12 protein-coding genes are annotated in these 13,658 nt (G+C 75.4%); 7 read left to right on the plus strand and 5 right to left on the minus strand.

Translation table 11 applies throughout. From position 1 onward, the window contains the following. Window positions 1-3: 3 nt before the first annotated feature. The 6 genes from C7Y72_RS16045 to C7Y72_RS16070 all read left to right on the plus strand — a co-directional run bounded on the left by C7Y72_RS16045 (window position 4) and on the right by C7Y72_RS16070 (window position 5,948). Window positions 4-1,647, plus strand: a complete 1,644-nt coding sequence (locus tag C7Y72_RS16045) for a hypothetical protein (RefSeq protein WP_107570190.1) — start codon at window positions 4-6, stop codon at window positions 1,645-1,647. Window positions 1,648-1,668: 21 nt separating this feature from the next. Then, window positions 1,669-3,009, plus strand: coding sequence for an exodeoxyribonuclease VII large subunit (gene xseA, locus C7Y72_RS16050; protein WP_107570191.1), 1,341 nt, complete (start codon window positions 1,669-1,671; stop codon window positions 3,007-3,009). Then, entirely contained in the window at window positions 3,006-3,257 is a 252-nt protein-coding gene (gene xseB / locus C7Y72_RS16055) for an exodeoxyribonuclease VII small subunit (RefSeq protein ID WP_107570192.1), read from the plus strand. The genes xseA and xseB overlap by 4 nt, the downstream gene beginning before the upstream one ends. Window positions 3,258-3,266: 9 nt before the next feature. After that, window positions 3,267-4,319, plus strand: coding sequence for an enolase-like domain-containing protein (locus C7Y72_RS16060; protein ID WP_107570193.1), 1,053 nt, complete (start codon window positions 3,267-3,269; stop codon window positions 4,317-4,319). Window positions 4,320-4,429: 110 nt separating this feature from the next. Then, window positions 4,430-5,227, plus strand: coding sequence for a 3-hydroxyacyl-CoA dehydrogenase family protein (locus C7Y72_RS16065; RefSeq protein WP_107570194.1), 798 nt, complete (start codon window positions 4,430-4,432; stop codon window positions 5,225-5,227). Window positions 5,228-5,324: 97 nt separating this feature from the next. Continuing rightward, window positions 5,325-5,948 carry a glutathione S-transferase family protein gene (locus tag C7Y72_RS16070; RefSeq protein WP_107570195.1) on the plus strand — a complete coding sequence of 208 codons (624 nt, stop codon included), beginning with the start codon at window positions 5,325-5,327 and terminating at the stop codon, window positions 5,946-5,948. A gap of 9 nt (window positions 5,949-5,957) precedes the next feature. Here the strand turns inward: C7Y72_RS16070 and C7Y72_RS16075 are convergent, their stop codons facing one another. Continuing rightward, entirely contained in the window at window positions 5,958-7,106 is a 1,149-nt protein-coding gene (locus tag C7Y72_RS16075; protein ID WP_107570196.1) for a helix-turn-helix domain-containing protein, read from the minus strand. A gap of 83 nt (window positions 7,107-7,189) precedes the next feature. Here C7Y72_RS16075 and C7Y72_RS16080 point away from each other — a divergent pair, with 83 nt between their 5' ends. Continuing rightward, window positions 7,190-8,164, plus strand: a complete 975-nt coding sequence (locus C7Y72_RS16080; protein ID WP_233243899.1) for an acyl-CoA desaturase — start codon at window positions 7,190-7,192, stop codon at window positions 8,162-8,164. A 305-nt stretch (window positions 8,165-8,469) separates the two neighbouring features. Here C7Y72_RS16080 and C7Y72_RS16085 read toward each other — a convergent pair whose 3' ends face one another. From C7Y72_RS16085 to C7Y72_RS16100, 4 genes are all read right to left on the minus strand, one after another. Beyond that, a complete protein-coding gene (locus tag C7Y72_RS16085) occupies window positions 8,470-9,270 on the minus strand; it encodes an alpha/beta fold hydrolase (protein ID WP_233243900.1) in 801 nt (266 codons plus the stop codon). A gap of 11 nt (window positions 9,271-9,281) precedes the next feature. Further along, on the minus strand, window positions 9,282-10,604 hold the full coding sequence (locus C7Y72_RS16090) for a hemolysin family protein (protein ID WP_107570197.1): 1,323 nt from the start codon (window positions 10,602-10,604) through the stop codon (window positions 9,282-9,284). Window positions 10,605-10,717: 113 nt separating this feature from the next. Then, complete coding sequence (locus tag C7Y72_RS16095) at window positions 10,718-13,366, minus strand: nitrilase-related carbon-nitrogen hydrolase (protein WP_107570198.1); 2,649 nt, start codon at window positions 13,364-13,366, stop codon at window positions 10,718-10,720. Continuing rightward, entirely contained in the window at window positions 13,363-13,644 is a 282-nt protein-coding gene (locus C7Y72_RS16100) for a 4a-hydroxytetrahydrobiopterin dehydratase (protein WP_107570199.1), read from the minus strand. Before C7Y72_RS16100 ends, C7Y72_RS16095 begins: the two co-directional genes overlap by 4 nt. Window positions 13,645-13,658 lie beyond the last annotated feature (14 nt).

The raw sequence follows: 13,658 nt of genomic DNA on the forward strand, positions 1-13,658 counted from the left end.
CCCATGCCCACGCCTCGTCTCCTCCTCCTGCCCGTCCTGCTCCTCCTCGCGCTCGCCGCGGCCGCCCCCGCGGGCGCGTCGACGACGCAGGAGTCGATGTTCCAGGACGATCCGCTGCTCGTCTACGGCACCGAGACGACCGGGGCGCTCCCGACGGGCCAGAGCTTCAGCGCCGCGCAGGAGACCGTCCAGAAGCGCACGCTCGACAAGCTGAAGCGGCTCGGCGTCGACCGCATCCGCGTGTCGGTGTTCTGGGCGCTCGTGGCGCCGGCCAACGCGTCGCGGACGAAGCCCGCCTTCAACGCCGCCGATCCCGGCCAGTACGACCCGGAGGCGTGGACGCGCTACGACAAGCTGCTCGTCAACGCGGCGAACCGCGGCATCGCGGTGAACATGAACATCACCTCGCCGGTGCCGCGCTGGGCGGCGGGCAACCCCGAGCGCGAGGACCTCGTCGGCACCTACGAGCCCGACCCGGTGGAGTTCGCCCGCTTCGTCACCGCGGTCGGCACCCGCTACAGCGGCACCTACCGCCCGGTCGCGGGCGGGCCGGCGCTCCCGCGGGCGGACTACTGGTCGATCTGGAACGAGCCGAACCAGCCCGGCTGGCTGACCCCGCAGTGGGTGCCCGACCGCTCCGCGCCCGGTGGCTTCGCCGAGGCCGCGCCGCGGATCTACCGGGCGCTCGCCGACGCGATGTGGTCCGGCCTGCAGGTCAGCGGGCACGGCGGCGACACGATCCTCGTCGGCGAGATGGCCCCGAAGGGCCAGGTCACCGCCCGCGGCATCAGCCGGGCGATGAAGCCGCGACGGTTCATCCTGCGCGTCTACTGCCTGGACGACAACGCGGTGCCGCTGCGCGGTGCCGACGCGACCCGCAACGGGTGCCCCACCGACGGCCCGGTCGAGGCGTTCCGCGACGCGCACCCGGGCCTGTTCAAGGTCACGGGCCTGGCCCACCACCCCTACGAGGTCTCGCAGCGTCCCGATGCGCCACCACTGGACCCGGAGTTCTTCACGACCGCGAACCTGCGGGCGCTCGGCTCGCTGATGGGCCGGATCTTCGCCCGTTACGGCGCCCCGGTCCCGGGGAAGCTCCCGGGGAGCTTCCCGCTCTACCTGACCGAGTACGGGTACCAGACCTCGCCGCCGGACCCGCTCGGCGTGACGCTCGCCCAGCAGGCCGCCTACCTCAACCAGGCCGAGTACCTCACCGCCCGCAACCGGGCCGTCAAGACGCTGTCGCAGTTCCTGCTGATCGACGACCGGCCGGTCGCCGGGAAGACGGCGGCGGCGCGGTTCGGCGCGACCTTCCAGAGCGGGCTGCAGACGCTCCAGGGTCGGCGCAAGCCCGCCTACGCCGCCTACCGGTTCCCGCTGCACGTCGTGCGCTCCGGGCGCGACGCCAAGGTCTGGGGACTGCTGCGCGTCGGGCGGCCGAACACGCGCGAGACCGTCCGCATCGAGGGCCTGGCCCGCGGCGCGAAGCGCTACCGGACCCTGCGGACCGTGCGCACGGAGCCGCGCCGCGGCTACCTCGAGGCGGCCGTGCGGCTGACGCGCACGACGCGCGTGCGGCTGGCGTGGACCGATCCGGCGACGAAGGCCGTGGTGCGCTCCCGCAGCGCGGTCATCGGCGTCCGCTGACCGGCGCTCTACGCTGACTGGGTGGACGCCCACCCCGCACCGACCTCCGGCGTCCCGGGCTCCGCGCTCCCCGGCCCCTACCCCGTGGGCCGCTACGCACTGCGGCTGCGCGAGCGGCTGCGGGAGTTCGCCCGCGTCCAGCTGACCGGGGAGGTCACCGGCCTGCGCGTGCGCGCGCGGACCGTGTACTTCGAGCTGCGCGACGGGGACGGCGCCCTGCCGTGCGCGATGTGGCGCGACGACCACGACCGGCTCGGCCTGCCGCCCGGGGCGCTGGTCGACGGCGCGCACGTCGTCATCGCCGGCGGCGTGGACTACTACCCGGGCTCACGGACCTCGTCGGGCGCGTTCAGCTTCCGCGTGCAGACCCTGCGCGTGGCGGGCGACGGCGACCTGCTCGCCCAGATCGCGCTGCTGCGCGAGCAGCTGCGCGCCGAGGGCCTGCTCGAGCCCCAGAAGACGCTGCCGCGCCCGGCGCTGCCGCGCACGGTCGGCGTCGTCACGGCGGAGACCGGCGAGGCGCGCCACGACGTCCTCGCCGGGCTGCGGCGACGCGGGTACACCGGCCGGGTGGTGTGGGCGTTCGCGCCCGTGCAGGACCGTCACGCCGCGCCACGGATCGCCCGCGCGCTCCAGGACCTGGCGGCGACGGGGGCGGTCGACGTCATCGTCGTCGCGCGCGGCGGCGGCTCGGTCACCGACCTGCTGGCGTTCAGCGACGAGACGCTGTGCCGCACGGTCGCGCTGCTGCGCACGCCGGTCGTGGCGGCGGTCGGGCACCACGGCGACCGCACCCTGCTGGACGACGTCGCCGCGGTCTCGTGCTCGACCCCGACCCACGCGGCGGAGGCGGCGGTGCCGCTGGACGCCGCGGCCGAGCGCGGCCGGGCGCTCGCCGCCGCCCGGCGCCTGGAGCACCACGGCCGCCACGCGGTGCTCGGCCGTGCCCGGATCCTGCAGCGCCTGGCGCGCGCGCCCGCGGAGCACGTGCTGCGCCACCGCGTGCGCCTGCACCAGCTGCTGCGCGAGCTGCGGGCCAGCGGGCGCCGGCAGCTCGACGGCGCCGCCCGCGAGCTGCGCGCGTCGGCCGACCGGCTGGAGGGTCGCGGCACCAGCGCCGCCGGCGCGCAGCAGGCGGCGCGCCGCGCCCGCCTGGACTCGCTGGCGCTCGCCCTCGCCGCGCACGATCCCGAGCGGGTCGTCGGCCGCGGCTACGCGATCGTCCGCGACGCCGACGGCGCGATCGTCACCACCGCGGCCGCCGCCCGCGCCGCCGGGCGCCTGCAGCTGCGCTTCGCCGACGCCGCGGTGGACACGCGCGTCGAGGAGCCCACGTCCCCCGAGGAGGAGCCCACCGCATGACCGAGCCGGACCCGACGACGAGCTACGAGGACGCCGCGGCGCGCCTGGAGGCGATCATCCGGCGCCTCGACGGCGGTGAGGCGGGCCTGCGCGAGACGCTCGAGCTGTGCCGCGAGGGCAAGCTGCTCGTCGAGCGCTGCGCGGCGGAGCTCGAGGCGGTCGGCGAGAGCCTGCAGGAGCTGCGGCTGGACGAGCTCGTCGCGCGGCTGGAGCGGGGGCCCTCCCAGCCGGGCGCCGCGACCCCGTAGGCTCGCCCCATGGCCACCTGGGACCGCATCAAGGACCTGCCGCTCACGATCGAGGAGTACGCGCTGGAGCGCCTGCAGCGCGACGTCTCGACCGGGTTCCTGCGGGTCACGACCGTGATCCGCCTGCAGGGCGGCGGGCACGACGGCGTCGGCGAGGACGTCAGCTACGAGGCGGAGGACCAGGACGCGCTGCAGGCCGCCGGGCCGGTGCTCCCGCTCGCCGGGACGTGGACGCTCGAGTCCTTCTGCGACCACCTCGCGACGCTCGACCTGTGGCCCGAGCCGCCGCGGCACGAGGCCTCGCGCCTGTACCGCGTCTGGGCCTACGAGTCGGCCGCGCTGGACCTCGCGCTGCGCCAGGCCGGCCGCGCGCTGCACGAGGTCCTGGGCCGCGAGCCGCGCCCGCTGACGTTCGTGATGTCGCTGCGGCTCGGGCAGCCGTCGACGATCGCGCCGCTGCGCGCCCGCCTCGACCCGTACCCGACGCTGCGGTTCAAGCTCGATCCGACCGCCGACTGGGACGACGCCCTGATCGCGGAGCTCGTGGCGACCGGCGCGGTCGACTCGGTCGACCTGAAGGGCCTCTACGAGGGGTCGGTGGTGGACAACGCGGCCGATCCCGACCTCTACCGGCGCGTCGCCGAGGCGTTCCCCGACGCGTGGATCGAGGACCCGAAGCTCACGCCCGAGACCGATCCGGTCCTCGCCCCGTACCGCGACCGGATCACCTGGGACGCCCCGATCCACTCGGTCGCGGACATCGACGCACTGCCGTTCCCGCCGCGGATGGTGAACGTCAAGCCGTCGCGCCTGGGGGGCCTGCGGCCGCTGCTGCACTGCTACGACACCTGCGACGAACGCGGGATCGGCATGTACGGCGGCGGTCAGTTCGAGCTCGGTCCGGGCCGCGGCCAGATCCAGTACCTGGCGTCGCTGTTCCACCCCGACACGCCCAACGACGTGGCGCCCGGCGCCTACGACGAGGACCCGCCCCCGGCGGGCCTCCCCACGAGCCCGATCCCCCCGGCGCCGTCCGCCGTGGGCTTCCGCTGGGACGGCTGAGGACCGGCAGGCGCGCGGCGCCCGGTCGGGCGGCGCGCCGGTCCGGCGGGCGGTCCCGTACAGTTCCGCACCGCAGTTGACTGACTCGTCGATCAAGGGATCTGAATCTCGTGAGTGAACGTCTGGGAATCGCCGGCAGCGGCGCCATCGCAACCGGCCTGGCCGCCACCGCCTCGGTGCTCGGCGACGTCGTGCTGGTCGCGCGCAGCGACGCGTCGGCCGATCGGGCCCGCGCGACCATCGAGAAGCTGTGCGGCCGCGTCGAGGGCGCGGACGCCTCGCGCGTCACGGTCACCACCGACAGCTCGCTGCTGGCCGACCGCACCTTCGTGGTCGAGGCCATCGCGGAGGAGCTCGACGCCAAGAAGGAGCTCCTCGCCAAGCTGGCCGGGATCATCGCGCCCGACGCGGTGCTCGGGTCCACCACCTCGTCGCTGTCGGTCGCCACGCTCGCGCAGGCCGCGGGCGTCGCCGACCGCTTCGTCGGGCTGCACGTGTTCAACCCGGTCACGATGATGAAGCTCGTCGAGCTCGCGTACGCCGACGCGGCGACGTCCGAGACCCGCGGCCGCGCGTTCGCGCTGTGCGAGGCGCTCGGCAAGACGCCGGTCGACGTGCCGGACACGCCCGGCTTCGTCGTGAACCGCCTGCTGTTCCCGTACCTCTTCAGCGCCGCCGCGTTCCTCGAGGAGTCGGGCATGGAGCCCAAGGACGTGGACACCTGCATGAAGCTCGGGGCCGGGCACCCGATGGGCCCGCTCGCCCTCCTGGATTTCGTCGGCCTCGACGTGTCGATCGCGATCGGCGAGACGATCGGCGCCGACATCCCGGCGAACGTCCGCGCGCTCGCCGCCGAGGGGCACCTCGGCAAGAAGTCCGGCAAGGGCTTCTACGACTACGCGCGCTAGCCCGCGCACTACACCACCGCACGTCACGGAGCCGCGGGCCGCACGGGCCGCGGCTCCGTCGCGGTCACCCGGCCGGTGCGCGTGGGACCCTGCCGGCATGGACCTGCGCGTGCACCGCATCCCGTTCAGCACGAACGTCGAGCGCATCGCGCTCGCCGCGGGGATCAAGGGGCTCGCGGTCACCTGGGTCGACCACGACGCCGCCGACCGCGCCGCGCTGCGGGCGCTCTCCGGGCAGGAGCTCGTCCCGGTCGCGGAGCTGCCCGACGGGACCGTCGTGACCGACTCGCCCGAGATCCTGCGGCAGATCGAGCTGCTCGCCCCGGAGCCCCCGCTGTGGCCCGCCGATCCCGCGGAGCGCGCCCGGGCCGAGATCTTCGTGGCGTGGTTCAACCGCGTCTGGAAGCTCGCCCCCAACGCGCTGGAGGCGGAGCTCGCCCGCGCCGCACCCGACGCGGAGCGGGTGACGGCCCTCACCGCGGAGCTGCGCGGCACGCTGTCGTGGTTCGAGGACCTCCTGCGGGACCACGACCACCTGCTCGGCGACCGGGTCGGGATCGCCGACGTCGTCGCGTTCCCGTTCCTGCGCTACGCGCTGCTGCACGACCCCGCCGACGATGAGCCGTTCCACCGCGTGCTGATCGAGCGACTCGCGCTGCGCGACGGATTTCCCGCGCTCGCCGCCTGGATCCGGCGGATGGACCGGCTGCCGCGGGCCTGAGCGGGCCGGTCAGGCGGTGGCGCGCAGCGCCAGCTGGAGCGCGAAGCGGCCGTCCGGGTCGTCGAGCGCGTCCCCGAGCAGCTCCCGCAGCCGCGCGAGGCGGTAGCGGACGGTCTGCGGGTGGACGTCCAGCGCCCGCGCCACCGTCTCGATCCGCCCCTGGTGGTCCAGCCAGGCCCGCAGCGTCGCCGTCAGCCGCTGCGCGCTGGCCGGGGTCTCCTCCTGCAGCGGGGCGAGTGCGTGGGCGGCGAGGTCGGCGGCGAGCGCCGGGTCGCGGCGCAGCAGCAGCGCGGGCAGGTGCGCATCCGCGACGACGACGGGGCTGTCGGTGCGGCCGGTCTCCCCGAGCCGTCGTGCGGCACGGGCGCGGCCGGCGCTCGTGGCCGCCTCGGCCGGCGGGAGCGCGGAGCCGAGCCCGAGGACGTCCCCGGGACGGACCGCGGCCGCGAGCCGCTCCTCCAGGCCGGGGGCGCCCGGGTCGGCGACGACCGCGACGACCTCGTCGTCGAGCACGGCGAGCAGGTCCTCGGGCTGGAGCCGGGCGACGAGCGCACCCGCGGCGTCCGCGGGACCGACGACGACCGCCAGGCGCGCGGGCGGCGTCCAGTCGAGCTCCGCGGCGGTCGCGGCGACCTCCGCCTCGGACTGCGGGCGGGCCAGGAGCGCGCGGACGCAGGCGCGGGTGCGCCGCGACCGCTCGCCCGCCTCGCGCGACTGCTCCTGCGCGTAGCCGTCGGCGCTCTCGGCGCTGAGCTCGTCGATGTAGGCGAAGATCGCCTCGCCGAGCGCGTAGAGGTCCTGCGGGTCGAGCCCGCCCGCGACGCCCGCCTCGACCGCCCGGCGCCAGGCGATGCGCGCGCCGGTGCGGTAGGCGGAGAGCAGGGCGTCGAGCGAGCGGCCGGCGGCCCGCTCGCCGCGGCCGAGGCCGACGTAGATCTCGCGCCCGATGCGCTGCGAGCGCGCCGGGTCCTCGACGATGTCGGCGAACCGCTCGAGCGCCTGCGCGACGCCGAGGCGCACCGCGTCGCCGAAGGGCCCGCGCAGCGGCCGGTCGTACTCGGGGACCTCCTCGCGCAGCGCCGCCATGATCTCCGCGGAGATCGCGGGGAGCACCGGCCGCAGGACGGCGGCGGCCCGCGGGTTGGACTCGACCTGCATTGACAGAAATCTACAAGTTCCGCGCGCCTGCGGCGACCAATACCCACAAGCGCCCGTCGCGCTCTGTGACTTACGGTGGAACCATGTCGACCCCGACCACCTCCGCGGACCCGACCCCCGCCCAGGGCGCCGCCGCCCGGGCCGCCCGCCGGCCCGACCACGACCGCGACTACGAGATGCCGCGCTCGCAGCAGATCGCCAACCTGATGGCCGTCGTGCTGCCCTTCGTCGCGTTCCTCGTGGCGATCTACGCCGGCTGGAACGCCTGGGTCGACGGGATCGACCTCGCGATCTTCGCGTTCATGTACGTCATCACCGGCTTCGGCGTGACGATCGGCTTCCACCGCCTGCTCACGCACCGCGGGTTCACCGCCCCGAAGTGGGTCGAGTACTCGCTGGCGATCGCCGGGTCGATGAGCATCCAGGGCCCGGTGACGAGCTGGGTCGCCGACCACCGCAAGCACCACGCGTTCACCGACGCCGAGGGCGACCCGCACTCCCCGCACGTCGGGCACGGGTCCGGCCTCAAGGGCCTGATCCACGCGCACGTCGGCTGGATCATGACCGACCAGGGCTCCGCCCAGCGCTCCAAGTACGCGAAGGACCTCGTCGAGGACCGGGGCATGCGCCGCATCTCCAAGAACTTCGAGCTCATCGCGCTGGCGAGCCTCCTGATCCCCGCCGTCCTGGGCTTCGCGCTCCACGGGTTCACGCTCGAGGGGTTCCTGCGCGGCCTGCTGTGGGGCGGCTTCGTGCGGATCTTCCTGCTGCACCACATCACGTGGTCGATCAACTCGATCTGCCACTTCCACGGCAAGCGCCGCTTCGACATCGACGACCACTCCACGAACGTCGCGTGGCTCGCCGTCCCGTCGCTGGGCGAGGCGTGGCACCACAACCACCACGCGTTCCCGCGCGCCGCGGTGCACGGCATGGGCCGGCGCGAGATCGACATCACCGGCTGGGTGATCGCCGGGATGGAGAAGGTCGGCCTGGCACGCGACGTCGTGCGGATCAGCCCGGAGCGGCAGGCCGCGAAGGAGCTGCGCCCGTCCTGAGCGGCCGTCACGGAGGTTTTAGCCCGCGGTAAGGATGCGGGCCGATACTGCTCCTGCGAACGAATCCCTCGCAGATGTGCACCTCCTCCCAGAAGCACTGACGGCCCGCCTTTCGGCGGGCCGTCTGCGTTCTGCTGATGCTTGGTGGACCCACCCCGGCCCACCGCTGCTCTCATCTCCCCGACCACCGTCCCACGGGAGGCGGGGAGTGTCCTGCAGGGTGCCTCGCGTCGTCCCACGGACACGGTGCACCAGCAGCAACGAGACCGGGGCCGCGAAACTTGCGGCGGCGACCGGACACGGCGTCAACCTGGCGTACTGACGCTCGTCAGGTCGGGCTGGGTCCACTCGAGCACGAGCGCCGCGGTCTCCACCGGGACATCGAGCTGCGGGCAGTGACCGACCCCGTCGAGCTCGACCCAGTCGGCCCCGACGAGCTCGCGCTGCCAGCGCCGTGCCGCCGACGGCCACGGCAGCAGCCGGTCCTCCCGTCCCCACACCACCCGCACGGGGCACCGCACCGCGGCGGCCTGAAGCGGCCAGCCGTGCTCGCGCGCGGCGGCGATCAGCGCCGGACCGCCCGTGCACCCCGCCGGGGCCCGCACGAGCGCCGCGACGAGCCGCGCCGGCAGGTCCTCCCCGCGCTCGCAGACCAGGGCCGTCGCGCGGCGCCGCCCCTCGGGCGTGGCGGCGATCACGTCGGCGTGCGCCGCGCCCGCGCGCGCCAGCGCCAGCAGGCGCGCCTGACGGTCGAGGGTCGCCGCGGGGCCCGGCCCCTCCCCTGCGCCCCACCCGCCGGCCGGCGCCAGCGCGACGACGCTGCGCGCCCGCCCGCGCTGCGCCAGGCGCAGGGCCAGGTAGCCCCCGAGCGAGGACCCGACGACGTCGACCGTCCCGTGCCCGGCCGCGTCGAGCTGCGCCTCGACGGCGTCCACGAGCGCGTCGGCGGACGGCGGATCCGGCAGCGGCGGCCCGCCGAGGTGCCCGGCGAGGGCGGGCGCGAGCAGGGTGTGGTGCGCGGCCAGGCGCGGCGCGAGCAGGTCCCAGGTGCACGGGGCGTCGGCGAACCCGTGCAGGAGCAGCAGCGGCGGCCGGTCGGCGCGCACCGCGGGCGGCGTCAGTCGTCGTCGCGGCCCGGGGCCGCCGGTGCACGCCGCTGACGGATCCGGACCGCCTCGATGCGGTTCTCGCGCACCGACTCGACCCGGATCGAGAAGCCGTTGGCGGTGATCGTGTCGCCGCGCTTGGGCAGCCGTCCCAGCTCCGCGAACACGAACCCGCCGACCGAGTTGTAGGCGTCGGTGTCGACCGGGAGCTCGAGCCCGTGGTCGGTGAGGTCGGTGACCGCGACGTGCCCACGCACGAACCAGTCGCCGTTGGCGAGCTGGCGGATCTCGCCGCCCGCCGGGTCGGTCTCGTCGTCGATCTCCCCGACGACCTCCTCGACGATGTCCTCGACGCTGACGATGCCGGCGACGCGGCCGTACTCGTCGACGACGACCGCCAGCGACGAGCGGCTGCGCTGCAGGTCGGCCAGCAGGTCGTCCAGGGGCTTGGTCTCCGGCACGATCGGCGCGTCCTTGACGAGCCCCTCGATCGACGCCTGCGGCCCCTCCGCCATCAGCTGGCGGGCCAGCGAGTTGGAGTGCACGATGCCCTTGACCCGGTCCTGGTTGTCGTCCTCGGTCACGAGCAGCCGCGTGTGGCCGGAGCTGATGCAGCGCCGCAGCGCGGTCTCGACGTCCTCGCTCGTGTCCACGGTGACGACCGCGGGGATCGGCGTCATGACCTGACGGGCCTCCTGCTCGTGGAGGTGGAAGACGCCCGAGAGCATCACCGCCTCCCCCGGGTCCAGGCGGCCGACGTCGCCCCACTTGTCGATCAGGACCCGCAGCTCCTCCGGGCTCGGACCGTCCTCGAGCTCGGCGTCCGGGTTGATCTTCACCGCGCGCAGCATCCCGTTGGAGGCCGAGTTCAGCGCCGCGATGAACGGGCGCATGCCGATGTTGAACCAGCGCAGCGGCCGCGCGATCCGCACCGCGATGTCCTCCGGACGGACGATCGCGTAGATCTTGGGCACCTGCTCGCCGACGGTGATGTGCGCGGAGGTGACGATGATGTACGCGATCGCGATCGACAGGCCGACCGCGACGCCGTGGGAGAGCGCGTCGCCGAACAGCGGCTCGACGAGCTCGGCGATCGCGGGCTCGCCGAGGAACCCGATGCCCAGCGACGCGAGCGTGATCCCGAACTGGCAGGCCGACAGGTACTCGTTGAGGTCCTCGTGGACCTTGAGCGCCAGCGCGGCGCCGCGGCGGCCGTCCTGCGCCATCTCCTCGAGCCGGTTCGGCCGCACGCGGACGAGCGCGAACTCGGCCGCGACGAAGAACCCGTTCACGAGGACGAGCAGGAGGACCGCGACGAGCAGCAGCGCGGTCATCGGGCGCTGGCGCGGGCCTGCGGATCAGGCGGTCCGGGGGGTCGGCCCGGACTTCGAGGGCGATCGTCGTTCATGGAGCGACGCGGCAACGGTACCGCAAAGCCCGGGTGGCCTCAGCGCACGCGCGACGGGGCCGCCCGGGTCAGGTAGATCTGCGACGGGCCGTCCCGCTCGTCCTCCCAGGCGACGATCACCCGGCGGCGGGTGACCGCGACCGCGGGGCGCCACTGGTTCGTCCCGGCGCGGCCGGTGTCGTCGACGCGCACGGGCCGCCGCGCGGTCCGTCCGGGCGTGAGCCGCGTGATCCGCACGTCACCCGGCCCGTCGGCGTGGTCCTGGAAGGCGACGAGCACGTCCCCGCCCGGGACGGCCGCGATCGCGGGCGCGAACGCGCTCGCGGGGGTGCGCCCGCGCCCGTCGACCTGCACCGGGAGACGGTCGCCGGCCGCGGCGACGACGTCGTGCTGGCGCGAGGCGACCGTCGCGCCGCGCAGCTCCTTCTCCCAGCGGGTGTGGGCGATCACGACGGGGCCGCCGCCCGCGGGGTACGCGGCCCGGGGCGTGTCGTCGAGCGCCTCCACCTCGGCCGCCGTCCGGGAGACCGGGCGCAGCGGCCCGAACGTCGCGCCGCCGTCGGCGGACTCGCGCGCCACGGTGCGCCAGTCGTAGGTGCGGAAGTCCAGCCAGGCGACCGTCACGCGGTCGCCCGCGGCCGCGACCGTCGGGGCCCAGGCGTGGTCCAGCGACGCGGCGAGCGGGACCGGTGCGGGCGCGTCGTCGAGCCGGCGGGCGTCGAGCACCGCGCCGCCCTGGAGCCGCGCGGTCCACAGCTGCGCCTGCGCGCGGTCCTCGGTCGCGAAGCGGCCACGCTCGTCGATCCAGGCGACGACCGCCCGTCCGGGGCCGGTCGCCGCGATCGCCGGACGCCACTGCGCCGCCCCCGCGGGCGCGTCGGCCCCGACCGCGACGGGGGGCCCGAAGCGCCGTCCGCCGTCGTCCGAGCGGCTGACGTAGACCCGCCAGGTGCCGCTGCTGTCGTCCTGCCAGGCCACCCAGACCGTGCCGTCCGGACCGGTGGCGACGGCGGGCCACCACTCGCGCACCGCCCCGGCCGGCCGACCGGTCGGCCGCACGCGCGCCGACCAGCTCGCCCCCTCGGTGGTGGAGCGCACCAGCGCGATCTGGTCGCGTCCGCCGCCCTGCTCCTCGAAGACCGCCCAGGCGGTACGGCCGCGGGCGGCCAGCGCGACGTTGCGCTGCGCCGTGGCGGCACGCGCCAGCGGACGGTCCGCGGTGAAGACGCGCCCGCGGGCGCGCGGGCGGCGCGGCACGGGACGCAGCCGCGGCGGGTCACCGACCTGGACGTCCGCGAACAGGACGCCCTCGACGTGCCCGTTCTCGCACGGGGCCGGGACGGTCCGGGAGGCGCAGCGCACGCCGCTGCCGGGCAGCAGCGCCTCGCCCGCCTGTCCGAGGCGCGCGCGCCGCTCCACGAGCGGCTCGCCGGGACGCGCCGGGTCCGGCACGACCCACGGCGACACGGCGACGAGTCCGGGCATCCGGTCCTGGCCGAGCAGCGCACCGCCGGGCTCGGTCCGCGACCGGGGCTTGCGCATGATCGCCTGCTGGTTGTCGGCGGAGAAGTCGAACAGGTTGCCGGTGAGCTCGGGCAGCACGAGCGTCTCGATCGACGGGTGGCGCAGCACGTCGCTGTAGCCGGAGGCACGGATCGTGTCGGGCGCCCAGGGACCGTCGCGCCGCACCGTGTCGCCGACGAAGAACTCAGGCTGGACGAGGACCTCGACGCGGTCCTGGTCGAGCTTCGCGGTGACGTCGGGCATCCACGCGTCCTTCGACGTCGCGACGCCGAGGCGGCCGACCGGCGTGGCGACGGCCCGCAGGCCGCTCACCGGACCGGGCGCGAGGTCGAGGGAGCCGGGCAGCTCGACCGGCGTCAGGTACGCCTTCACCTGCCGGGAGATCAGCCGGCCGTCCGGGTCGAAGACGAGCGCCATGTTCACGGGCTCGGGCGTCGTCGCCTCGTACGCGTAGGTGCGCGTGAGGTCCTCGGGGGCGCGCAGCAGCGCGACCGCTGCCGGGTCCTCCTGCGCGCACGGCTCGCCGCCGGGCGGCGGCACGTACGTGGCGCGGTCGACGCAGACGATCCGCCAGTCGCGGGCCATGTTCACGCCCGCGACGAGATAGGCGTCGCTGCGGTCGGCGAGCTCGGCGAACGTCTCGACCGCGACGTGCGCGAACGTGTCGGTGAGCGCGGTCGCGAGCAGGCGGGTCGGCGGGAACGGCCGGCCCGCCAGCGCCGGGAACCGCGACTGGTAGTAGGCGGCCTGCGGCGCGTAGGTGGCGAGCAGCCCGACGATCGAGGTGGTGATGTCGGTCGCCGAACGGGCGGTCACGCCGCGCACGCCGGTGAAGGCGGCGAGCAGCCCGAGGTCCTCCGGCAGCGTGACGAGGTCGCGCGCCGTCGCGACCGCGCGCGCCGGGTCCGCGGGACCGAGGAGGTGCGAGGCGACGTCGTCGGCCCCGTCCTGGATCGGGACCCCGGCGGCCGCGGCCGCCGGCCGCTCGCGCGCGTCGGTCAGGCCCAGGAGCTTCGCGCGGAACGTCGCGCGGTCCTGCAGCCACGACGGGTCGATCTTCGGGCCGACCGCGAAGACCCGGACGCGCTTGGCGTCCGCCGGGCCCGCCGCGAGGGCGCAGAGGACGGCCGCGGCGACCGCGGCCAGGACGACGCGCACGCTCACCCGAGCTCGTCGATCGCGGCGACGAGCGCGAGATCGGCGGCGGTGATCCCGCCCTCGGAGTGGGTGGAGACCCGCAGCCGCACGGTGTTCCAGCCGTGGACCTCGAGATCGGGATGGTGGTCGCGCGCCTCGGCGACCTCGGCGACGCGGTTCACGTACGCGATCGCGGCGGCGAAGTCCGCCACGGTGCGCTCGAGCACGAGCTCGGCGCCCGCCCGGCGCCAGTGGGGACGGTCCGCGAGGGCCCGGTCGATCTCGTCGTCGTGCAGCAGTGCCATATCGTGTGGAGGGT

This window comes from Paraconexibacter algicola (genome assembly GCF_003044185.1).
Taxonomy (GTDB): Bacteria; Actinomycetota; Thermoleophilia; order Solirubrobacterales; family Solirubrobacteraceae; genus Paraconexibacter; species Paraconexibacter algicola.